Origin of the sequence: Helicobacter cynogastricus, from assembly GCF_900197855.1 — a bacterium.
In the GTDB taxonomy this organism is placed as follows: domain Bacteria; phylum Campylobacterota; class Campylobacteria; order Campylobacterales; family Helicobacteraceae; genus Helicobacter; species Helicobacter cynogastricus.
Genome location: NZ_FZMQ01000012.1, coordinates 1 through 23,197, shown reverse-complemented (window position 1 = coordinate 23,197; position 23,197 = coordinate 1). Strand labels below are relative to the sequence as shown.

Here is a 23,197-nt window from a genome sequence, read left to right as displayed (position 1 = left end):
AGCTTGCTAAAATTATCTAGCCCCTCCTCTCCTTGACCCTTAGCAAATTTGATAAGCGCATCTAGGGCCTGCTCTTGGCTACTGGCCACATCTCTTAAGCGCAATTTCTTCACTTGCTTTAAAGTCTGCTTACTTAAAGCATAATCTTTAAGCGCGGTGTTAAAGAGTTGTTCATATTTGCTCCCCATCTGCGCAGGAAGTTCTTTAAAAAGTTGGCTGCTGCCCGCTTTTATATCCTCTCTTAAAAAGTTTTCTAGCCCCCTTTGGATATGATCTCTTAAATTAGGGTTTTGTGCCTCTTTGTAGTAGCTATTGAGCAGTTTGCGCGCGTTTTCAAGTTGGGTAAAGCTAACCCCCTCTTTGTTGTAAACATTGCTTTCAATGAATTTTAAAAAGGGTTTAGCCTCTGCTAAAAGCCCTTGTTCTTTAAGTTGGGCTTTAAACTCATTGTAACTGATGTCCCCTGTATAAGGAGTGTTAGGGTCTAGCTTGATTTTGCGATCTGCTAGGGCAGGTTTGATCACACGCTCCATAGCATCCTGATAACTCTCCTGCGTGCCCTTTTCTAAATCATCAAACACCCCTTTGATGTCTGCAGGGTTTAAATGCAAGCCCTCTAATTCTTTTTGCAAATTAGCCGTAGTTTGTTTAAGCAGACTTTTAAGCGTGTTTTGTGCCTTTACGCTAGAATTGGCCGCCTCGCTCATAAACGCGCTTAAAACCCCGCTTTCATCGGCGCGAATTTGCTCAATAAAGGCACTTTGACGCTCTGCGTGTTTGGGCAGAGTTAAGATGTTATTGACAATGTCATAGGCTTTAAATACGGGCGAATTTTCCCCAAACTTCTCTTTCATGCTTTGGCTTAGGGCAGAATTAGGGGTATAAAACTTCGCCCCCCCGCCAAATTGTTCCCCAAACTCTTTTAAAAGGGCTTGTTGCTGCGGGGTGCGCACTTGATCTATCAATCTTTGGGCGGCTTTGACATTGCCATTAATTGCGCGCATGGCCATCCCCACACCTGGCACATAACCAGCCACATCGCCCATTTTTAGCGCGATTTTGTGCGCGTTATTGGCTACGCCCTTAATGGTTTTACCTAGCAGGATACCGGCCACATCGCCCACCACATTGAGCGCGCCCTCTTGGAGCATGTGATCTAGATTTTCTTTAAAATTATTTTCACGCTCTAGCATAAAGTTAGTTAGCAGGGCATCAACTCCGCCCCCACCAGATGCCCCCACAAAGCCCCCTACAACACCCCCAGCAAATGTAACATAAGGGTTTTTAGTCTTAGCCCCCAATTTAAAGCCCGCGCTAGCCCCAGCAATGCCCCCAGCAAGAGAAAAGGCGTTAGCTTTTAAAAGATTGGGAAATTGCGTAAAAAAGCTATCATTGACCTTATAGAGTTGGCCCTCTTTGCTCACAAACATATCCCCCTTTTCATCAAAAACCGCCCTTTCAAACCCAAAACTTTTAGCTAGAGTTTGGGCATCTTGGCGGTATCTTTGCTTTGCTTTGGGGTTACTATGCGTAAAGAGCTCTTTAAGATTCTTATGTTCGGCAATATTATTAAGAAAGGTCATAGCCTTGGACAAATCTGCAACTAAACCCCGCCCCTTGATGTCCTCTTGATACTCCTTTAGGCTCTCATTATCTGTCTTGCTCAAAGCGTTAAAAATATATGTCCCAATATTGGTATCTTTGTAGATTAGATGTTTTTGCGCATCGCTTAAATCCTTGACATCTTTAATGTTTAGAATGTCTTGGCGCATCTTTTCTTTTTCATACTCTTCTTGCGCGTAATCCTTAAAGGGATTGGCAAACATCCCTAAATTATCATTGGCTTTACGCCCTAGGTATGCTTGGGCCTGCTTGGGCAATTTGGCGTAAGGAACTTTATTTTTAATGGCATCAATGATGAGGGCTTGATAGCCTAGCGTTTGCTCAGCCAATCCCTCTGTTTTACTCAGCCCCAAGCTAGCCCCATGCATTAATCTATCTACCCAGTTAGCTTTTTTATCCAACTCTTGGGCGCGCGTATTTAAATCCTCTAAAATATCTTCTTTGCTAGGGGGCTCTGTAATGCTTTTGGCATCTTGTGGTGGTGTATTGCTAGGCTCTAAAGCATTCTGGGGCAATTTAGAGGGGGGCTGTTGTGGAGTTTGTGGAGTTTGTGGAGTTTGTGGAGTTTGTGGAGTTTGTGGAGTTTGTGGAGTTTGTGGAGTTTGTGGAGTTTGTGGAGTTTGTGGAGTTTGTGGAGTTTGTGGAGTTTGTGCAGAGTTAGGAGCTTCTAGCTCAAAACTCACCTTAGAATTCTTTAAATCCTCATAAAGCGCGCGCTTAACTTGTGCAGAATCTAGGCCATTGTCTTCATAATACTTTTTTAAGGGCGCGTAATTGAAATTACTCTTTTGGCTTTGGATGAAGTTTAATACTTCTTCTTGGCTCACCCCATCGGCTTCTAAGCGGGCAAAATCTAGCATCTTTGTCATCATAAACCCCTTTTATAAGGCTAAGATAACCTAAAACATAGAGTGAAAAAAGGGTTAACGATGGGGGTTATCTTACGCACTCACGCCGCGTGGTTTTAAAGTAGTGCCAAGTAAAACCAAGATGAGCTAGACTAAATTAAGGCAAAAAGCGTAGCTTTTTGCAAATCCATTAAACGCGTGCTTTTACTAAATCATGACCGCTTAAAGCTCTAGCAAACCCCTTAAAGGCGTGCTTTCAGAAAAACCCTAGCGGTTATCTTACAAACACACATGGCGTGAAACTCAATAAGTGCCCCGCACAACTAAGGCGGACTAGACTAGATTAAGGCAAAAGCTAAAGGCTTTTGCAAATCCATTAAACGCGTGCTTTTACGAAATCATGACCGCTGTAAGCTCTAGCAAACCCCTTAAAGGCGTGCTTTCAGAAAAACCCTAGTAGTGTTTAAAGTAGAGCCCCTTCAAGATAACCCCTACACCCTCCAACTTGGGCGGGGTTTAAAAATACTCCTTGTGGGCTCTAGGGTTTTAAAGGGGGCTTTTATTTCAGGGTGGGTAAGACAGCTAGCCAGCGCGTCAATACAATCATCTTGTTTAAAGGGCCTATCGGGATTGAAGCTAAAAAGCTCTTTTTGAAGTTGCTTAATGTTTTGACAGGCGTGAGAAAAGACTAAAAAGCCCGTATTGTAAAAGGGGCGCAGGGCCTTAATTTTCTCCACTTTGGAGACTTTGCGGCTAGGGGTGTAACAAAAGATAGAATCGTTTAAAAGGGGTTTGTTTTGCTCTTTGGCCCTTTGATTGAACTTGACAAGCTCGACGAATAAAAGCCTATACAAGATAAGCCCGCCCCCATCACTCTCAATATAAGTCTTGGCCTCTTTGTAGAGCTCTTTGGCTTGCAGTATGTGATTGAGCGTGTCCTCCTCGCTCCAAATCCCACAAAAGCAATCTAGCACACAATAGCGCGCGCTATCTTTATAATTCTCCACCCCCACCACCACCACCGCGCGATTATCCGCGCTTTCTTTCAAACTCATCGCATTATCCACAAAAATATAAGTGTTCAACTGCCCCAATTCGTGCAAAAACACGCTTTTAAAATAACTAGATTCAAAATAACCCCCGCTACTAGCTAGAGGCTCTTGAAGATATTGCGCGCTGAATTCATCATTACCCATCTGTGCGCGCAAGTTTTCTAACTCCTCTAAATTGTGGCGCGCGCTAAAAAGGGGTTCTTTGGGGGCACGCGTGTAACTAAAATCTTTCATTTTGTAGGTTTGCTCTTGCTCATTGAGCGCGCTAAGTTTAATCACCTTCCAGCTTTTGATAATCTCAGTCTCAAAGTCTCTTTCAGAGAGCAAAAACCCGCATAGATCGTTTTTGCCCAATCTTTGCATCAAGATCGTGATATTGCTTTGATTGTCCTGCAAACGGCTTAAAACGCTCTCTTTAAAGTTGGCATTGACTTCTTTAACCGCGCTTTTTTTATTCATCTCAGAGACTTTAATAGGGTCATCTATGATGATTTGATGAGCATGAAAGCCAGTTAACGCGCTTTTAAGCGTGGTAACAAAGAGCCCCCCGCCCTCTCTTAATACAAATTCTTGGGCGTTATCTTGTAAAAACTCTAAGGGCTGGGGGAAAATCTGGGCAAAAAAGCGCGATTTGATGAGATCGCGCACTTGGTTAGCGATTTTTCTACAAAGATCATCAGAGTAACTGATATAAAAAAACTTTCTGCTTCTATCTTGCCCTAGTGCCCAAGCAATAAAACATCTAGCAATAATTTCTGTTTTGCCATAACTAGGGGGCATGTTGAGCATTAAGCGCGTGATTAAATGCTCTTGCGCGCTGGGTAGAGTACACTCTAGCACCTTACATAAATAAGCAATGTGCCAAGAATCCATAAAAGGGGTTAGATTGTAGCGCGCCCATTTGAGCTTAACAAAGCTATATAAATCTTTTCTAGCCAGAGTCCTTAAAATTAGTTCTTTTTGTGCCGCGCTCTTGCTATCCATTTAATCGCGCGCAAAAGGCACAGCGGCCGCAAAATTAGGCCCAGTAGGTGCAGGGATGGGCGTGGTGCTCTTGGGTTTCTTGCCCTTAGGCTTGTAGATCTGATTTTGCACGAAGTTAGCAAACATTACATTCTTAGAGTCATTAGATGTTTTAATAGTGTTGGCTTGATCGTAAATATCTAGCCCCATATTAAGCCCATGCATGTTTGTATTATAAGTCTGCGCGCCTAATAGTTTAGTTTGGGCGTTAGTTGTTTGTTTTTGGAGCTGGTAAGTCTTATCCCATTGCTCATCAGCTCTTTTATCACGATTTAATAAGCGATCAAATACCCTATCTTGCGCGTTGGCTTGTCTTAGGGCTAAATCTTTTTGAAATTGCTGATGAGCTAGAGCGTCTTGGCGGGCTTGTTCTCTAAAGGCGGCTTCTTTTTCATAGCGTGAATCAGCGATTTTATCGCGCATTTGTTGGTATTTCTTGGCTTCTTGCACATTGGCCATTTGCACCACATCGCGCATACTCTGGTTGATGTGCGCGTTAAATTGGCTCATGGTGTTGGCTAGGTGCGCATGCGCCCCTCTTAAATGTCCTAAACTCTCAGAAAAGGCCGCCAAGCCTCCTCTACCCGCGCTAATATCTGGCAATGGCATTAATTAATCCTTTGGGCCCAAGAGACCACACAACACCCACCAGCTCCCACAATAACGGGAATTTGCGCGTCTGTAAGCTCAAACCAGCCCGCTCTACAACTCCCAGGCTGTCCTAAGCCTGTTTGTCCCCCTCTGCCCCCCTGCACGCTCACAAATTGCCCAAAACTACTAGGCGCGCCATTTTGAGGGCTATTATCTACCCCACTTCCCCCCTGCACAAAGACATAATAGTAGATACCGGTTGTGGGGGTGTAGAAGGTGTCATTTTGTGTGTAGATGATGGTTTTAAAATCTGCCCCAAAGCGAGTCTGTTTGGCTTGGAGTTGTTCTAAGAGGGTTTTAAGCCCGGCTATCTCAGCCCTCTCTGCTGTAGTGCCTACTAGGACTTGTTGGATTAAAGTCTCTTTGAGCGTGCTTAGGGCTTTACTGGCCTCATCGCTCTTTTTAGTGGTGAGCGCGTCATACAAACCCACTTTAGTGATGTGATTAGCGTTGTAATCGTCTAGCTTTTGTTGGGCGTTTAAATTGTGTTCTTCAAGCTTGGAGATGACAAAACGATCCATCTCTTGGGTTTTTTGGGTTTCGTGATTGTCAAAGTCTTGGATTTTGGCTAGGGCGTTGTCATCATATTCTTTAATGGCTTGGTTTACTCTGCGCTCAAACTCGGCAAGTTTGGTAAGATTGGCCGTATTAAAGGCCTCTACTTGTTTGCGCGCCTCATCTACGCGCAAAGTTACCACATTTTTATAATCCTCTAGCTTGGCGCGCGCATTGTCATTATATTCGTCTAACTTTTGGCGGTCATTGGCGTTATAAATGTCAAGCTGTTGGGTGGCATTGGTGTTATAAAGATTGATTTTAGCTAGGGTGTTGTCATTGAAAGCTTGGGTTTTTAGGCGGTCATTGTCATTATATTCAGCGAGTAACTGCGTGGCGTTAAGATTGTAGGCGTCTAGCTTAGTTTGGGCGTTGGTGTCATAATCTTGAATGAGCTTAGCCGCGTTGTCATTATATTCTTGGGTTTTAAGAAGAGCGTTAGCATCAAATTCTTTTAAAAGTCTATCGCACTCATTTAAAGTAGATTGCTCTAAGGCCTGCACAAAATCGCGCACTTTGAGCATGGCAGCTAAATACGCGTTCATTTGTGTTTTACTCAGAGCATAAGCCTTTTTAAACTCCTCTACTTGGGTTTCAACTAATTTAGCTTGAGTTTGCAAAAAGGCCGCTATAGCGTCTTTGTGCGCGTCTAATTCGGTGTTGATTTGGGCTTGCAGAGCTAATAAATCGGTTTTAATGTCTGCTTGGACAGAGTGTAACTGGTTGATACTTTGTAAAGTCTTTTCTTTAATGCTTTGGAGGGCATCAGGGACTAAGGTTTTTAATTGCTCAATGAAGGCTAGGGCCTTTGTGTTGGCTTCTAAAAGCTCTTGTTTGGTTTGCTCCATTGTGTTTAATTTATCCAAGAGCATACGAACGCTATCTTTAAAGGCTAAGAGCTCTTGAGAGTCTGTGTGGGCTTGGGTGATGAGCTGTTTGACTAAATCTAATTGCTTTAAAGTTAGATTGAAATTGTGCAGAATTTGGGCGTTATTTTCTATAAGCACTTGGTTAAAAATGTCAAAGTAATGGTTATAGTCATTGATGAGTTGTTGGACATACTCAACTTGCGCGCTCATAAACCCCTTTTGCACGCTGATATGATTGTCTAGTTGGGTTAAATTAGCCTCACTCTTTTGGCTATCAGTTTGACTAAAATGATGAGAATTAGGGGCGTTTGGCTTCTAACAAAGCAGCAATTTCACTGGTCGCCTCGCTAGTTTTGCTAGCAAGTTTGCTCACTTCATCTGCGACCACCGCAAAACCTCGCCCATACTCACCTGCGCGCGCTGCTTCAATAGCGGCATTCAAGGCTAAAAGATTGGTTTGTTTGGCGATCCCCTCGATCTTGACAATAATGTCTGAGATATTCTCTAAATTTTGTTGCATGGTGGCGTTGAATTCAGCTTCTTTGGCTCGAAACGCTTCTTCTTGCTTTTGAGACTCGATATTGGAAAGCACACCTACAATGCGCTTTGTAACACTCCCATCCGTCTCGCTCTTTTTAAGCCCAGTGGCGTTAAATTCATAGGCTTGCCATGCCCCATCAGGAGCGCGCAATAAAACCTCCATGCGCTCCATTTTATGGCTATCGCTGTGGTTGAGGGCATTAAAAAGTTCTTCCAAGTTCTTTAAGAAAAGGGGCTTGCTCTCAGGGTGTAGGCAATTTAATAAAAGCTCTAAGGTCTTACCCTCCTGCTTTAAAAGCGTGTTGATCAAGCGGTGTGAATACCAACAAGGATTTTTAGGAGAGAGTGCTTGGTTATTCTGTACATGAATATCAAACAAACAATCACTAATGAGGTCTAAAGACATTTGAAAACGCTCGAGCAAAGTGTCTAAATGTGCCTTTTGGCGTGTCTGTTTGTCAATATCTTGCAAGGAGCCAGCAATGAAAATGGGCTTGCCCTGTGAGTCGCGTTTGATATTACCATGTGCGCGGTAATACTTATAGCTCCCATCCTTAACCTTGAGGCGGTAGGTGGGAGAATAGGGGGTTTTATCACTGGTATCAGCTAAACTATTTTGAAAGTTCTCAAACACTCTAGCAGAATCTTCTGGATGCAATTTATCCACCCAAGAGGCAAGCACATTGGGAAAATCCGTTTCATTGTGATAGCCTAAAAGTTTTCTAAAATTATCTGACCAAATGAAGGGAGTTTGGCTTTGTAAATTGTTGTCTTTGGGGTAGTGCATGTACCACAAGCCGTCCATGCTCGCCTCACACATGTTTTCTGCGGCATAAACTTGCTGTTTTAAGTTTTCAATTTGAGCTAAGAGTTCTTGTTTTTGATTGTCTTCTTTGGGGTTTTCAAGCTGTTTTAAGCGTCCTTCTAAGAGAGTTTGAAGAGCGTTTAAAAGGTCTTTAATGCCCTGATGGGGGGGGGGAGTTTTGCATTGTTGCAAGGCTTGGTGTACAGAAGAAGTGCTATCGAGATCTAAATTTTGCAAAACAGACGCAATTTCTTGCAAAAAGCCTAAATCAACTCTTTTAAAAAACATAGCGATCCTTTTTTGTAGAAGGGGGCAATTTTTTAAGCAGAGTGCCAAATGGTGGCAACTGCAAAAAAAGCATTAGATTCTAGTGCAACTTGTAAAAAATGTTAATGTGCTTTTTAAAAAAGCCAAGAATTTTCAGCTTTTAGGAGTTTTTTGGGTGAAATTTACCATTTAAGTCCAAAATACTAAATTTAAGCGTAGCATCATCACACACTTCTGCAACAACGCCCACTCTCCTGAAGACACCCTTACACTCTTAGAGATCGCACTTGATGCAGCGCATATGGGTGGTGTTGCTTTTAAGAGCGCAAGTGCCCCACAAGGGCGTAAAACCCCACGGACAGAGATGTCCTAGATGAGTTTATTTCCTACAAGACTATCCATACAAAAGAGCGCAAAAGCGACCCTTATCCATGTGTTTGTACCAAAGATGATCCTCCACTGCATAATTCCAAGCATAAAGGAGAGAGCTAAGCCTAAAGCCAAGAGAGTATAGCAGGCTTTTTGGGCAGTCTGAGATAGGTGCTTTAGAACATCCCCATGCATCTTCGGCCTCCTTTTTGAAAGCTAATAGGTAGTAACACATTAATTTTGTCACAATCACGCAACGGCTCCGCTCCTCAATCAAATTTGACAATCTGCGCCCAGCACTCCATCGCCTTGACTCTGTTTTGTGGGGTGTCGTCCATGCCCAAGCTTAGGCGTTTGCGCACTCCATTGATGTTAACATTGGCATATAGCCTGCGTTTGCCATTGTCCGTCCTTACATAAATGCTCATAAATGCTCCTTGTGTTTTTGATTTGGCTTTGAGCCGCCTAAGACTTGCAAAAAGTAAGCCCCCCGCTTGGGGATTTGACTTTGCAAATGCTAAAGGTTTTTTCAAGCCATCGCCCAGTGGCTAGCTAGAAAGTCAAAGGCTTGGTAAAGAGAGCTATTTGGGGGTGTGTGGGGTGTGTGGGGTGTGTGGAAAAGTCCCATGAGCTTTTGATTATTAAGAAGTGAAAATGTACATTTAAATTTGTGGGATAAGACAGCCAAGCCCTATCCAAAAGCATTTTTAACTAAAACATCACACGGATGTATTTAATTGTAGTGGATAGGGTTATTAAAAAAATTGATAGTTCACAAGCACGGCGTGGAATCAAGCACTTTAGAAATTTATGGAGACGGGGCGTGAAAGGCAACCTAACATTAGAAGTTTTGGGTCTTTGCTATTTTCTCTACCATGCTATCCTTGCAGGTAAAATAGAATCTTCATGTGGGTTTGCACGAAGTGCACGAGGATTCTATCAGCTACAAATTTTTAGATAATGCGTGTCTGTTAGATTATCAAAGAGTGATGGGAGGTCTGTTCCTAGAATGGAATGTCCAATAAATAACAAGGCAAAGATTACTCTAGTGAGGCTAGGAATACCCACGCCAAACCTTTGCAAAACGCGACAAGTTCTTAGTGTTGGAGGCCATAAATCACCGTTTGGCAGGAGAGGATAAATATTGGGCGGGTACCTTGTAATTCAAAATAAGGTTTTTTAGAGCTTCTTGGAAAGAGGCGTTGTTTTCTAGAGTCACTTGATATTTTTTGCTCGCCAATGCCTTAAAAATCAATGGACCTACCTTTGTCATGTTGAAATGAGGTGGATCGTAGTAGAGATTCAAATCGGTGACAAATGGCAAAGCTCTTAGGTCATGAATTTCCACATTAGGGTAAGCCAAAAGTTTTTTATTCATGTAATCCGCTGTCTGCAAAAACATCTCTTCAAAAGATTCCTCAAAACTTTTAGTTCCCACTCTAGATTCTGTGTAGTGTAATACGGACCAAGGTGGGTAATATAAAATAAAATGCGTTTCAGGATGGGCCTTGATGAGACTCTCCAAATACTTGACCATCCCAGACTGCACGCGAGACTTAAAAGTCAAGTTATTGGATTGACTACTCAAGGCAACTTGACGCGATTTTTGCCATAACCCTACAACATGTTTAGGATTGAGTGCCCGTGTTTCGACACAATTCCATGCAAACATATAATTGGGATCAAAAGTATGATGCCAACAATCTATAGATTCATGGGGGGGGGGGGGGAACATCTTTCTATGTAGGTAAAATACAGATTTCTTGAACACCCTGAGACTAAAAAGATAGGTAAAAACTTGGGTAAGATTACGAGGCTCATAAAGATAAGTAGGAAAAGTATGTGATCCGTCCGCATGTGGTGGGTGATCGGTGCTAAAAGAATAAGGATTGAGCGCGTAGATCACATTATGGATTTTACGCATTCTAAAAGCTAATTTTAGGGCTATGTAGAGCTCATCACTGGCTGCACCTGTAATTGTAATTTTCATGATATTTTGCAGGTGCAAATACTTTTTAATCAGGTGTATGCCGATATTTTCCTCTGTGCTGGCCCCCGCAAGGATATTGTCAAATTTTTCATGACGCAATAGTCCCGGGATAAAAAACCTCTCCTCGCTCCAAGTGTAATCTGGAGAATACCAATGTGCTTTTCTGAACTGCGCAAAAGGGTCTACAATGTAATTGATCGCCATAATGAATCCAAAACCACAGAGGATGAAAATCAGGCAAGCCCAAATATAGGTTTTAGCTGTCATGACATTTATCTCAAATACAAATCGGACATAGGAATTTTGTACCCTAGTACCAATTTTCTAAAAGTGTCTGTAAAGGTTTGTACATTGGTCGGAGTAAGCTGGTATTTCTTGTTTGCTATTGCTTCTAAAACCACATGGCTTTGACCAAAATCAAAATGCGAAGGGTTGTTGTAGGGCTTAAACTCGCTTACAATAGGTATCACTCTTAAATCGTGAATCTCCACATTAGGGTAAGTTAAAAGCCGCAAGCTAACAGCCTTTGGAGCCTGCACAAACATCTTTTCAATCGATTCTTCCATAGGTGTGTCCTTAGCTCTATAGAGATAGTAGTGCAGGATGTGGAAAGGCACATAATAAAAAATAAAATGGGTTTCTGGATGGGCTTTAACAAGGCTTTCTAGGTGCTTTTGCGTTTCTGAAAGCACTACTGATTGAGAGAAAAGAATTTGTTGTGTCCAAGAAGAAGGTTCGGAAAAGGTAAGATATGCATAGAGCATGCTCCTCCCATTTCCTACTATAGATTTGCAATAGGGGGCGAACATTGTATTGTAATGACTACAAGGACCGCGAAAATCCTTATGGCTGCTTATAGAACGCCAGTAAAAAAGGGATTTTTCTAAAACTCGCAGATTAAAAAGGTAGGACAAAAGTTGCCTAAAGCGGTGATCTGTACTATAGAGATAATCCGGAAAGGAAAAGGCGTTGCCTACTTTACCCGGATCGGCCTTATTGTAATCGGGCATTAAGGCTAAAGGATTGATCGCATAAACAACTGTTTTAATGTTCTTATGTACAGTAAAGGCCAAGTTTAAAGCGCGGTAGAGGTCGTAACTTGTCTCCCCCGCCATGACAAATTTGATCGGTTTTTTAAGATGCAAAATAGAAGAGAGTAAGTCTAGGCTAATTCTTTCTTCCGTGCTTGAGCCAACCAAGATGCTATCATAATCATAAGTTCTCGCCATGCCTGCAATAAGCATGCGCTCATCTCCCCCTGTAAAATCTACTCCATACATAGTTGCTTTGCGTAATTGCTGGAAAGGATCGATGATGTAATTAAAACCCATGATAGAGCCAAAACTCAACAATATAAATCCTAATACCGCCCAAATATAAAATTTAGCCGACATCATCAAACCTAAAAGTTAAAGTAGATGAATTCAGATACGCGGTTAACATATACCAATACATAAAAACCGATGAAAGAGATTGTGGCGTAAATCCAAGCTAACCGCCATAAAGAGGGCTTAAAGCTCTCTAAAGCTTGACAGCTGTTTTTAGCTCCAAAGGCAAGTAAAACAGCTAAAATAGCCGCTGTTCCAATAAAAAATTTACTGCTTGAATCTAAACTTGCCCATAAGGTGCTATTAGTTCTGTTTAATCCAAACATGGCTTTGAGCACCTTGAACGCGTCATGAAAATCTTTGGCTCTAAAGAAAACCAAGGTGATATTCACATAATTGAAAGTGATAAACCATCCCAGCCACGCAGGCAAAGGCTTAAGCTTGTATTTTTTGCGAATTTTTTTAGACCAATAGTGATTTACCATCACGCCTATTCCGTGCAAAAATCCATAAAAGACAAAAATCCAGCCCGCGCCATGCCAAAGCCCAGCAATGATAAAGGCAACCACAATAGAAAGCATTGCCGTGTGAAAAGTGGGGTTTGCAAAAACTCTTGCAATGGACACATACAGATAGTCAAAAATAAAACGGCTTAAAGTCATGTGCCACCTTTGCCAAAAGCTCACTATGCTCGTTGCTTTATAGGGACTATTGAAGTTTTGGGGCAAGCGGATATTAAAAAGTAAAGCTGCCCCTATGGCCATATCTGTATACCCACTAAAATCAAAATAGAGTTGAAAAGTGTAAGCTAGAGAAGTCATCCATCCCTCTAGTCTTGAAAGCGTGTTTGCACTATCAAATCCCATCGTAGCGATCTTGGCCAAACTATCGGCAATCACCACTTTCTTAAAAAGTCCTATGCTAAAGATAAAGATCCCGCTAGCGATGTTGTCCAAAGAAATGCGCTTATTGCTATCCTTAGCAAATTGGGGCATCATCTCCTTGTGATGCACGATGGGACCGGCGATGAGTTGAGGGAAGAAGGTTACAAATAGCGCGTAATCTAAAAAGTTAGAGAGATTAACAGGGGGTTTAGCCTCTACATTAGGAGAATCAATCTTGGCGTAACTATCCAGTAAAAAAGTGATTTGCTGTAGAGTGAAAAAGCTAATGGCTAGAGGTAGAGCTAAGTGTAGGAGAGGGAAAGAGGCACTGAATAGATGGTTAAAATTTTCTATAAAAAAGTCGCGATACTTAAAGTAGCCCAAAAGGACCAAATTAGCCACTAAACCTAAGCTTAAAAAACCCTTAGCTAGTTTGGGTTTAGTCCACATTGCTTGCACAATGATAAAATTAAAGACAATGGAGCTTACAATAAGGGGCAGATATTTTACATTCCAATAGGCATAAAAAAACAAGCTTGCGGCCACTAAAAACGCCTTTGCGCCCAAAGCGTGCAGGCGACTAAGTCCGAAGTAGACAAGAAAACTTATAGGAAGAAAAATAAAAATAAACTCCACAGAGTTAAAGAGCATGTAAACCTTTCTTCTAAAATTCCAGCCCACCGGTGATGGGGATATTTAGCCCTGTCATGTAATCGCTCCCACTAGAAAGCAAAAAAAGCAACATGGGCACAATGTCTTTTGGAGTGGCGTTGCGTCTTAAAGGGTGGGCATCTGCGGACATTTGCACAATTTTAGGATCGATGCCTTCTAAAAATTTAGTTTCGATCATGGAGGGGGAAAGGCAATTGATTTGGATATTGTGTTCTTTGTAATCGCTGGCCGTAGAGCGCATCAGTCCCAAGAGTGCGTATTTAAGCGTGGTGTAAATGCTGGTGTGCTTGGGAGGGATATTGCGCGTAGCACTTGAGAGCATCGCTACCACCTTACCCTCCTGCTTTTGACGCGCCAAAGTGGGCAAAAAGGCTTGCAAAATCAAAAATAAGCTTTGCACACTGGTGTTAAAGCCCTGTTGCAGGGCTTGAGGGGACACATCTTTGAGACGAGTATAGGCGTATTTTGGGTGAGCCAAATGCACGATTTTATTGGGTGTCGGGTAATTAGCTTTGATGGTGTTTATCAAACCTTGCACCTCTTGCAAAGAGCTTAAGTCTACCTTGAGAGGGTGTAAATTGGGTTTGCTGGGCAAGGGGCTTTTGTAGCTGTGAGCTAAGATGGTGGCCTCTTTGGGCAACTCTTCCAGGAGGGCTAGACCCAAATCAGAGGAAGCCCCTAAAATTAAATATGTATCTTTCACTCTAAAACTTTGGCTAAAATATCTGCAGTACTCACTACAAAGGGTTCATTATTGATATTCTCAATGCACGCTTTCAAACTTGCTACTTGAAAAGCTTCATTCAAATGCACAATGTGCCCACTCACTTGTAAGTGATCTCCCACATAAACGGGTTTTTTAAAGCGCAGATCATAACTTAAGGACATGGCGTATTCACCGGGTAAATGCTTGCCCACTAACCTAGAATAAAACATGCCTAGTGCGGCCCCATGAAAGAGCACCCCCTTAAAACCTTTGGCTTGCATGTAATCCGTATTGGCATGTAAATAGCTATTATCTCCGCTTAAGGCGTTGAATTTTTCTAACATTTCAGAGGTTACCACCACGCTAAACCCTCCATACATCCCCACGCGCAAGTCTTTAAACTTATAAGCATGTTTTAAATCAACAGCCCCACCTGCAATTTGGCCCGACTCACGCACAGTTCGCCCCCCCCCCCCCCCCCAGTTAGGGCATCAATACCTGCACTAATTTCGATTGTCTTAAAACTTTCATTACAATGGGTGATTTTACCCCATACGCGCAAAGTAGCCGGAGCATATAAAGGGTTCTTAAAAGCCACTTTACATCCTTGAAAGAGAGCGTATTTGCCCGGTAAATGCATCCCTACTAGGCGAGAATAGTAAGCACTATGCAACATTCCATGAGCAACACAATCTTTAAAACCTTGTGCGCGCGCATAAGTGGGATCTGTGTGTAGAGGGTTAGTGTCCCCTGAGAGCATAGCAAAATCTAATAAATGTTGAGGGACAAAATCCAGCTCAAAAGCGGCTTCTAAACCCTCATGCAAATCTGAAAAACAATAAGATCGCATTAAAGCTTGCTCTTGATCAAGACTACCATTTCGCCAACATTCTTTAAGCCCTGCAATTCACTCAAATGAAACTTAACCTTAAAATGTTTCTCGATAGCACTAACCAAACTGATATGATTCAGGCTGTCCCAATCTTCAATGTCGCTAGCATTAGTACTCTCATTGATAACTAAGGTTGAATCGTCAAAAATGTCTCTAAAAATTTCTTGCAACTGGCTAAAAATCTGTGCTTGTTCCATTACTTACCTTTATGTAGTGAAGTTTATCTGTGTGTTGATCCAAATCAAGGCCAAAGACACTCCCATCCTCTGCTTGGCTCTTTAAAGTAAAACCAAAGCTTGTATACAAATCAGCAACCATCGCATTTTTAGGCGTGGGATAGTAGTAGCCCTTGAGGGTTTTCACGCCCAATTCTCTAGCCCGCTTGACTAGGGAATTGAGCATGGCAAATTCTAAATCTCTCTTGAGCACCCTACAACTCATCAGCCAAATTTCCAAATGGCAAGTCTCCCCCTCAACGCGCCCCACACTAATGGCCACAATACCATTATCCCCAAACTTATCCACCAGTTGCCCATAAAGGGTAATGTAAGTAGGGTTTTGTGCCCATTCTTGTACCTGTGCCAATGTGCACCGCTTGGTAGTGCAATTAAATTGATTGGTTTTGTTGATGAGCTGGGTTAGACGTTCAAAAATATTTGCGTGAAAGGGTGCGATCACAGCCCGCATTTCTAAACTTTGCAAAAACTCGGCATAAGAGCTAAATTGTTGTTGTGCACTTTGACGCTGGGCGTTGGCTTGGTATTGGGCAGCGCGGGCTAAATCCTCTTTGCTCAATGAAATGGGTTCAAAATACCCCGCTTCATCTAGTCTTGTTATGTAGTCTTCTGGTTGTCCTATATCAGGCACAGCCACGCTAGGCAACTGGGCGGCCACCAAAGCGCGTTCAGCTGGGTTATCATCCATAAAGACAAAACTATCCAGACCTAAATTGAGCTCTTTAGCAATCTCTAAAATGTTGCGATCTTTAGGCTCAAAATTGGCCTTGATACAAGCAAAATCAGAAGGTTTTAAAAGCATGTTTTCATGAGATAAAGCCAAAAGCGCGTTTTCATGCGTGTTTTTAGAGCAGATTGCTAGCAACACCCCGCGATTTTTAAGTTCTAAAATATAGCGTTGGAAAGCGGTATAACTCTCTGCTAGCGCGCTTTCACTCCCAATAACTAAACCCGCTAAACCATCATCAGCAATCACTCCGCCATAAAGAGTATTGTCCATGTCCAAGATCAAGACTTTTTTAGAAAGACCAAAAATAGCACAGATAATCTTGCCCAAATTTAAAGCGACATGAGCTAAACCCTCATAACTCATGGCGTACTTAGCGCGGTAATATAAATTAGGGTCAAACCACTTAGACAGGCCCACTTGGGCAGAGAGATACAACAAATCCTGCACATACACCGAAGGATGTTCTTTGACAAGATTAACAAGGGCGACGTTAAGGGTATGAATAAAATGAGTCTTACCACTCAGGGCATCTAAATTACCCAAAGAGCGATGTGAAAGTAAATCAAAATTATTAATGATAATTGCACAAGAATAGCGGGTCTTTAAAGAGATGAGCATGATTTCTAATTTATTCATCTCTTGCTGGATAAGTTTAGCAATTTCCTCTTTTGGAGTGTTAAGCGCAGGAAAGCGTTCAATGTTGAGGCTTGAAGTATGCAAATAGATGAGATCGGGAGCAAAATCCCTCAAAGCAGGATTTTCAAACGCACTTTCTTCGTAGTAGCGGTTGTAATCGCTTTCATAGAAGCTAGGAGCAATGCCCGCTTTCAAAAGGCAAACCTCCAAAAGGTCTTTGATCTCAGCCGTGCTTGATCCCCCCAAGAGGGCTACTTTTTTAGGAAGGGCGTTCTTTATGGAATCTAGCAACTCCCTCTTGAGGCGTTTTTTATGGCGCAGGAAAAGTGAAACATCTCGCACAAAATGACCTTAAAAATTAATAGTGGCGATTTTAGCACAAAACTAAGATTAAAAGCAATATCAAGGTCGCCCTTGTATTATGACCAACGAATTTATCAAAAGGTATTGCTATAGACTTAAAAGTCTAAGATAGAGCGGATCCGCATACCAGAGATTTAAAAAAACAGGTCGATGTTAGAATGACAGAAATGAAAGGTGATGATAATTCACATTATTTAATTTGCAGGGTTTTGGGCATATCAGACAAGGAGGGAAATTTAATCGATCTATACCAAAACAAAGGGCGGTTTTTATACAAGCATGCGGGAGCATTCTTAGAAGAAGTGGCTTTTGTGTGCTTTAAGCACAAATATAATAGTACTAGAAAGATGAAAATTGACAGCGCGCTTGGTGCAAGACCAAAGACCTTTGAGATCGATCGTCTTGTTAAAATCAAAATGGAGAGTGTCACTAAAAAGAGATGCTAGGGGCGCATTGCTAGCACTAAGGAAAAAATGGGGAGCCTCTCTTAGATGCATGGAAATCCCTTTCCTCAACCCCAAAGCTAAAGAAAGAATTGGATACCCCACCCAAAAACCTACTGAGCTCTTAGAGCGTATTATTCAAATTAGCGCTGATGAAAATAACATTATTTTAGACCCTTTTTATAGTAGTGGGACGACACTGGTAGGTGCAAAATTGTTATGCAGAAAATACATCAGCAAAGATATTAGTCAAGAAGTGATTTATTTGACACAACAACGCTTGGATAAACCCCATAAAAACACATTCTCGCTTATCTTATTAAAAACGGGGGTAGATGCCTATAAAATAAAGAACAACCATGAATTGGCAATTTTAGCCAATTTGATTGCACTATTATGCAAAGAAATAAAGGCATAGATGCATTGCTCAAAGGGCATTATTTTGGCGCACCTGCAACCCTGAATTAAAAAGTCTAGTGGTCGATTCAAGAAGCTATTCGGTTATTGGCTTTGGCTTGAGAAAAGAATGGATGTGCTTTGATCATTTTAATTGTGGATATTTTGCCTAATAGCAAAATTGTGCCTAAGAATATGAAAAGGAAGCTCTAATCCACACGAAATACAAGATTGTTCTTATCTAGTCATAAAAATGATTTTCCCTTCGTCAATGCAAATAGTGGTGTGATTAGAAACAATCTCAGTGCTATTTTTTCATAGAGAAAAAATGAATAAAGCCAGATAACATATCAAAGCTTTATTGGAACATTGCCAATATTGTGTGTCATTCGCGATAGGTATCTCTTAAACAATCAAGATGCATTTAAAAAATTCGCTACAGAATTGCTTCCAAGGAGGAAATTGAAGATAATCTTAAGTTGTGATAAAAACTCTAGGGAGCAATCTCTAATTACAGACCTAAAACAGATTTGTGGGGATTGGACCATCAAAAAGAACACCACCAAATACCAGAAAACCCACGATCGTTATATCTTGATGAAGACACAACAGAAATCATTTTGACAAGTGACATTAGCCATTTATATGATGAAAATGAAGATTTTAGCTACTTGGTTAGAGAAAAGCACAAGAATTCATGGTTTTAAACAAATGCCTTTAAATGGAGCGGTTTTTTTATCCTTCATGTTAACATGGAGCCTTTCATTCTGAATAATAGGAAAATCTATGGAAGCAACTCTGCTCAGTGGAGCTAAATTTGGGCTTTCTTATTTGGGTTTGTGGTTGTTGGTTTACTATATCTATGGTTGCTTCTCTCAAAGCTCCTCTAAGTTTCTTGGCTTTGTAAGGGCAGTGGCGCGCTTATGCGTGGAATTGTTGCTAGTGGGGCTCACACTAGGGGCACTATGGGCATTATTTTCTCAAAAATACTGGAATTTTCTAGCCCAAGTGATTGTGCTCTTTATCAAAAACGATTCATTCACTTTCTATCAAGCTTGGGGTCATATTCAGCGTTGTTTGTTGGCCATGTGGCATGACGCTTTAAATTTCACATGGATACAAATTGCCTTGAGCGCGTTAATATTCTTAAACCTTTTGACTTCTTTGCGCCTACTTTTTAGCCAACGCCTAGCAGAGCAAATTAGAAAACTCGTGTCTAAATCTAGCAAAAGCTACCAAGACATTGTGCGCGCGGAAGCAAAATACATCGCTTCGTTCGCGCTTTGTGCGCTTTTATTGTGGGGACTTTGCGCGTTCACATTCCACCACCTGCCCATTAAGTTTCCCCTACATGAAGAAATTCTTTGGGGCTATTTTGCCCTCTTTATGCTCTTGCGCTGGTATTTTAGCCCCTCTGTGAAAGTGCGTATCAACATTAAAGCATTTTTGCGTGCTTTTCAAGCTCTCGATCGTGCCTTGATTTTATTTTTAATCCCTAGCGAACACCTCAAACTCCAAGCCCAAAAAGACAAATATGCCACCTTAGCCACCCAATTACAAAAAGACTTATTAAGCCGTCAAATGGAGTTTAGGGACTTGAGCGTGTTAAAAATCCCCAATGGTTTAGAATTATTGCTCTATAACAGCACCGTAGGCTTGCTCGCTCAAAGCATAGAAAATATTATTAAGATCAAAGAAAAATGCAGAGCCAAAGATGTTTATACAGCTTTTTCTAAAGAACCCTTTTTGGAATTTACCCTAGATCGCAGCGATGATCCCTATTTAAAGCAGGCTAGCAAAGAGAGGGCTTACGAACTCAAAGAGATTTACACCCTAGCCTATAAAGAAGACCCCGATGCCTTTGTGGAGACTCTAGCCCAAAGCGTGCCTAATTTGTCCTTTGCCCAATACGCCATTGAAAATCAATGTTACTACCTTCCTTTTGAGAAATTAGACAATTACAGCGCGTGTAGTTCTTGTGGCAAACTCATGCCCAAAAACGACATGGAGGGCGAATATTTTTGCTCCCAAGAGTGCAAGCAGACAGAAAAAGTGTGCATGCAAATTAGCGACATTCTCAGCCCCGTGCTTGAGGATCAAGATTTTACAGCCTTTTATCAAGCCTTAAAAGAAGATCAAGAAAAGCAATTTAAACGCGTTACAGATCTTTTAAGTGGGATCACTATTAATAATATTGTGGTGGCGCAAAATTGGGTAGAACTCTATAAGCCCCTTGCCAATGCAAGCACCGGGCATGGCTACATGGCTGAAATCCTCAACAACCGCACGGATTTAAGCGCGGGCAAAAATGCGATCATTGTGGGGGATAATAATCTTAAAGATGGGGCAGATCGCCTTGTCAATGGGATGGAAATCCAAACCAAATACTGCAAGAGTGCTACAAGAACTTTTAATGAACTTCTAAATGACAATGGGGAATACCGCTACTACAATAAAGAGGGGCAGGCGATGGTGGTGGAAGTGCCCAAAGAGCAGTATGAGGGGGTGGTTGCCAAAATGAAGCAGAGCATTCAAGAAGGCAAGGTTAGAGGAGTGAGTGATCCTAACGAGGCGCATAAGATTGTGAAAAAAGGGAGTGTAACCTATAAAGAAGCAGTGAATGCAACCAAGTTTTGCACCAAAGAGAGTCTAAAGTTTGATGCGCAACGCGCCTCAGTGGTGGCAGCTAGTGCCTTTGGGGTTTCTTTCGTGTGCAATAGCGCGTTTTTGCTCTTTAGAGGTAAGAGCATTCAAGAATCCTTAAAAAGCGCGCTATTTGCTAGTACCGCTAGCGCGGGTAAGGCCTTTTTAGTCTCTATGATCGCCATGCAAGCCCAGCGCACGGTGCTAAAAAGCTTTTTAGAGAGCGCGATCAACTTTAATTTTAATGGGAATTTTATCGGACGGGGTTTAGCAGAGCTGGGCAAAAGGGGAGCAGGGGCGGCTTCTAAAAGGGTGATCAACTCGAGCGCTAATTCTGTCATTCGGAGTAATCTTGTGGTGGCTGGGGCGACTATGCTTGTTACTAGCGGGATTGAGGTTACCCAAATGGCAAGGGGCAAGATTTCAGGCATGCAATGCGTGAAAAATATCGCCGTTAATGCAACAGGAGTAGCAGGGGGCATGGGCGGGGCGATGGCCGGGGCAACTATAGGGACTATGCTCTTGCCCGGAATTGGCACGGGCGTGGGGGCGTTTGTGGGTGGGATTGCTGGGGGTCTAGCAGGAACTAAGCTGGGTAAAAACATTTTTGGCAGGTGGATTGAGGATGATCAGGTGAAGATTTATCGCCTCTTTTTTTGGTATATCCAGTATTTAGCCCTCTTGTTTCGCATGGATGAAAAAGAAATGCAGGCATTTCAAATGATGATAGATAACACAATCGCCCAGTATGGAGAACAAGCGTTTTTTAAAGAGATTCGCGCAGGCGCGCAACAAACCCTCCCTCACATCAACGCCATTTTAAAACCTATGGCGGTGATTGTGGTCTCTGCGCGTCCTAAAGTCCCGGCCATAATCTTTGATCAAGCCCACGCCAAAGAAGCGGGGGTTGCTCTGCTCAAAGAAATGGCTTAATTTGTCTTAAGAGATGTTAAAAAATGGTGCGCTTTTTGTAAAGCCAAAAAGCGGTGTGAGATTGCATTTTTTTCTTGAATGCGATCTAGACTTAAGGTGTAGCCCTCTGGAATAAATAGAGGATCGTAGCCAAAAGCTTGGGGATTAAGCGGGGATTTACAAACTCTCCCTTTGCATTCACCCCTAAAACTCTGTTCATAAAATCGCCCTCCAACTCGTGCGCACACGGCTATAATACACACAAAAGAGGCTAGCGATTGAGTGATCTTTAATTCCTCTAAGCAGGCAAGTAATTTTAGGTTATTTTGTGTGTCATTGCAGGGGGTTTGAGGGATTTGAAAACGCCCTTGAGCGATGTCTCTAGCCCTCTCTTTGATTGAGGCAAAGCGCGCGCTATAAATGCCGGGCATGCCCTTTAGAGCGGACACACAAAGCCCGCTATCATCAGCAAGCACACAAAAATCTTCCTGCATTTTTGGCAAGAGTTGATAAATTCTCTGAGCCTTAATGCGCGCGTTTTGCTCAAAACTCGTCCCATTTTCCTCAATCTCTATATTCTCTAAAAATGTGCGGTAACTTTTGACCTCCATGCCCTCCAAAATGGCTTGCAATTCCTGTATTTTTTTAGGGTTATTGCTAGAGAGAATGATTTGCATGTTTACCTTTTAAAGTAAGGCTTGGTAAAAACATTTTTAGCCCCTCTCTTTTAGCCTCAAAAAAGGGTTTGTAGAAAAATTTGAGAAACTCGAACATGAAGATAACAAAAAGCAGGCAACACATGCGCACATTTTACAATAAAATTAGGGTGTTTTAACGCCTCCATAAAATTTCTTTGGGTCTGCCAAATGATGCATATGCCTTTAAAATTCTTTCTTCATCTAACATAATGGGATCGATCTCATTACCCAAGCGATGGGCATGGTATTTTTTAAACTCTTCTAAGGGAATCCAATCCCATTTTTTGATCTTGTCGCGCAATCTAGAATGTTTCACACAAGGAAAATGCCAGTGGACCAATTCTCCATCTGGAATGTAAAAAATTGGGCGTTCAAAATGCCAGTTTTCTAGGTAGACCGGTCGATCATCCCAAAACCACCCTATAAAATGGCATTTGTCATTGTAAAAGAGCACTTGATCGCCTAGAGGGGGAATGTAGCCAAAATCATAAGTGTTGTGCACAAAGACACGCCCACGATACACCATAAGATTAATGCGAGAATAAGCCACAGCTTCCTTATTATTTTTGGGCAAATAGAAGCTTTGAAAGAGTTTCTTGGCATCATAGATATGATCGACGTCGATTTTAATCGCCCATTCTTTTTGAGGAATATGGCTTAGAACATAGTTTGTATAGTGATGAAAACAATTTTGCTCGCTGATGGGTTTGGTCTGAGAAACTTTGTAAGGATAGGCCACAGGGATAAAACTAGGGAATTGTTGGCAAAACTTTAAAATCACCTCCGCGCTTCCATCATCACAATCATTATAACCAATCACACCTCGCTGGATGGCAGGCAAAATCGAATGCAAACTCTCTTCAAGAGTATAAATTTCATTTTTAACACGGATAAAAGCCCAAGGATTGAGAGGACTTTTAGGGTCTAAACTATCCAAATCGTAGTTAAAATACCCCTTATGTCTTGGCTCATGTGTGCAAATCTCAAAGACATAGGGGGCTGAAAGAAATTTTTTTTTAATTTGGCTTTGATTTGTGCTGTTCGATTGGGGGGGGGGGGGGGGGGG

Annotated in this window: 19 protein-coding genes and 3 pseudogenes; 4 read left to right on the top strand and 18 right to left on the bottom strand. The window is 41.9% G+C overall.

Annotation, left to right across the window (positions count from 1 at the left end):
• The 16 genes and pseudogenes from C6H00_RS06475 to C6H00_RS06405 all read right to left on the bottom strand — a co-directional run.
• A pseudogene (locus tag C6H00_RS06475) lies at positions 1–2,492 on the bottom strand (hypothetical protein); the annotation flags it as partial.
• Positions 2,493–2,962: 470 nt separating this feature from the next.
• Positions 2,963–4,507: a terminase large subunit domain-containing protein gene (locus C6H00_RS06470; RefSeq protein ID WP_104750188.1), complete on the bottom strand. Its 1,545-nt coding sequence runs from the start codon at positions 4,505–4,507 to the stop codon at positions 2,963–2,965.
• On the bottom strand, positions 4,508–5,155 hold the full coding sequence (locus C6H00_RS06465; protein WP_104750187.1) for a hypothetical protein: 648 nt from the start codon (positions 5,153–5,155) through the stop codon (positions 4,508–4,510). It abuts the gene before it with no gap.
• Positions 5,155–6,831, bottom strand: coding sequence for a coiled-coil domain-containing protein (locus tag C6H00_RS06460; RefSeq protein ID WP_104750186.1), 1,677 nt, complete (start codon positions 6,829–6,831; stop codon positions 5,155–5,157). Before C6H00_RS06460 ends, C6H00_RS06465 begins: the two co-directional genes overlap by 1 nt.
• A gap of 100 nt (positions 6,832–6,931) precedes the next feature.
• A pseudogene (locus C6H00_RS09160) lies at positions 6,932–7,141 on the bottom strand (methyl-accepting chemotaxis protein); the annotation flags it as partial.
• Positions 7,142–7,612: 471 nt separating this feature from the next.
• Positions 7,613–7,948, bottom strand: a pseudogene (locus C6H00_RS09155) (PAS domain-containing protein); the annotation flags it as partial.
• 654 nt (positions 7,949–8,602) lie between these two features.
• A complete protein-coding gene (locus C6H00_RS06450; protein ID WP_104750185.1) occupies positions 8,603–8,797 on the bottom strand; it encodes a hypothetical protein in 195 nt (64 codons plus the stop codon).
• A 74-nt stretch (positions 8,798–8,871) separates the two neighbouring features.
• On the bottom strand, positions 8,872–9,030 hold the full coding sequence (locus C6H00_RS08570; protein WP_158655744.1) for an Arm DNA-binding domain-containing protein: 159 nt from the start codon (positions 9,028–9,030) through the stop codon (positions 8,872–8,874).
• Between the two features lie 689 nt (positions 9,031–9,719).
• The gene (locus tag C6H00_RS06440) at positions 9,720–10,796 is read right to left on the bottom strand and encodes a hypothetical protein (RefSeq protein ID WP_104750183.1); all 1,077 of its coding nucleotides are present in this window, start codon (positions 10,794–10,796) and stop codon (positions 9,720–9,722) included.
• A gap of 68 nt (positions 10,797–10,864) precedes the next feature.
• Entirely contained in the window at positions 10,865–11,989 is a 1,125-nt protein-coding gene (locus tag C6H00_RS06435; protein ID WP_233704460.1) for a hypothetical protein, read from the bottom strand.
• Positions 11,990–11,994: 5 nt separating this feature from the next.
• On the bottom strand, positions 11,995–13,455 hold the full coding sequence (locus C6H00_RS06430) for an MBOAT family O-acyltransferase (protein WP_104750181.1): 1,461 nt from the start codon (positions 13,453–13,455) through the stop codon (positions 11,995–11,997).
• 13 nt (positions 13,456–13,468) lie between these two features.
• A complete protein-coding gene (locus tag C6H00_RS06425; RefSeq protein ID WP_104750180.1) occupies positions 13,469–14,179 on the bottom strand; it encodes an SDR family NAD(P)-dependent oxidoreductase in 711 nt (236 codons plus the stop codon).
• Entirely contained in the window at positions 14,176–14,640 is a 465-nt protein-coding gene (locus C6H00_RS06420) for a MaoC/PaaZ C-terminal domain-containing protein (protein WP_104750179.1), read from the bottom strand. The genes C6H00_RS06425 and C6H00_RS06420 overlap by 4 nt, the downstream gene beginning before the upstream one ends.
• On the bottom strand, positions 14,598–15,032 hold the full coding sequence (locus C6H00_RS06415) for a MaoC family dehydratase (protein ID WP_104750178.1): 435 nt from the start codon (positions 15,030–15,032) through the stop codon (positions 14,598–14,600). The genes C6H00_RS06420 and C6H00_RS06415 overlap by 43 nt, the downstream gene beginning before the upstream one ends.
• Positions 15,032–15,271 (bottom strand): acyl carrier protein, encoded by a 240-nt coding sequence (locus C6H00_RS06410; protein WP_104750177.1) that lies wholly within the window; start codon positions 15,269–15,271, stop codon positions 15,032–15,034. The genes C6H00_RS06415 and C6H00_RS06410 overlap by 1 nt, the downstream gene beginning before the upstream one ends.
• Complete coding sequence (locus C6H00_RS06405) at positions 15,249–17,018, bottom strand: HAD-IIIC family phosphatase (RefSeq protein WP_233704459.1); 1,770 nt, start codon at positions 17,016–17,018, stop codon at positions 15,249–15,251. Before C6H00_RS06405 ends, C6H00_RS06410 begins: the two co-directional genes overlap by 23 nt.
• Before the next feature lie 179 nt (positions 17,019–17,197).
• Here C6H00_RS06405 and C6H00_RS09150 point away from each other — a divergent pair, with 179 nt between their 5' ends.
• From C6H00_RS09150 to C6H00_RS06390, 4 genes are all read left to right on the top strand, one after another.
• Positions 17,198–17,485 (top strand): ApaLI family restriction endonuclease, encoded by a 288-nt coding sequence (locus C6H00_RS09150; protein ID WP_104750176.1) that lies wholly within the window; start codon positions 17,198–17,200, stop codon positions 17,483–17,485.
• A 49-nt stretch (positions 17,486–17,534) separates the two neighbouring features.
• The gene (locus C6H00_RS06395) at positions 17,535–17,900 is read left to right on the top strand and encodes a site-specific DNA-methyltransferase (RefSeq protein ID WP_104750175.1); all 366 of its coding nucleotides are present in this window, start codon (positions 17,535–17,537) and stop codon (positions 17,898–17,900) included.
• 440 nt (positions 17,901–18,340) lie between these two features.
• The gene (locus tag C6H00_RS08565) at positions 18,341–18,502 is read left to right on the top strand and encodes a hypothetical protein (protein ID WP_158655743.1); all 162 of its coding nucleotides are present in this window, start codon (positions 18,341–18,343) and stop codon (positions 18,500–18,502) included.
• A 162-nt stretch (positions 18,503–18,664) separates the two neighbouring features.
• Complete coding sequence (locus tag C6H00_RS06390; protein ID WP_104750174.1) at positions 18,665–21,454, top strand: hypothetical protein; 2,790 nt, start codon at positions 18,665–18,667, stop codon at positions 21,452–21,454.
• On the opposite strand, the gene C6H00_RS06385 is transcribed toward C6H00_RS06390, so the two are convergent.
• The gene (locus C6H00_RS06385; protein WP_104750173.1) at positions 21,451–22,110 is read right to left on the bottom strand and encodes a non-canonical purine NTP pyrophosphatase; all 660 of its coding nucleotides are present in this window, start codon (positions 22,108–22,110) and stop codon (positions 21,451–21,453) included. The two genes, C6H00_RS06390 and C6H00_RS06385, sit on opposite strands and share 4 nt — an antisense overlap.
• Before the next feature lie 154 nt (positions 22,111–22,264).
• On the bottom strand, positions 22,265–23,113 hold the full coding sequence (locus tag C6H00_RS06380) for a beta-1,4-N-acetylgalactosamyltransferase (protein WP_233704461.1): 849 nt from the start codon (positions 23,111–23,113) through the stop codon (positions 22,265–22,267).
• Positions 23,114–23,197: the final 84 nt, after the last annotated feature.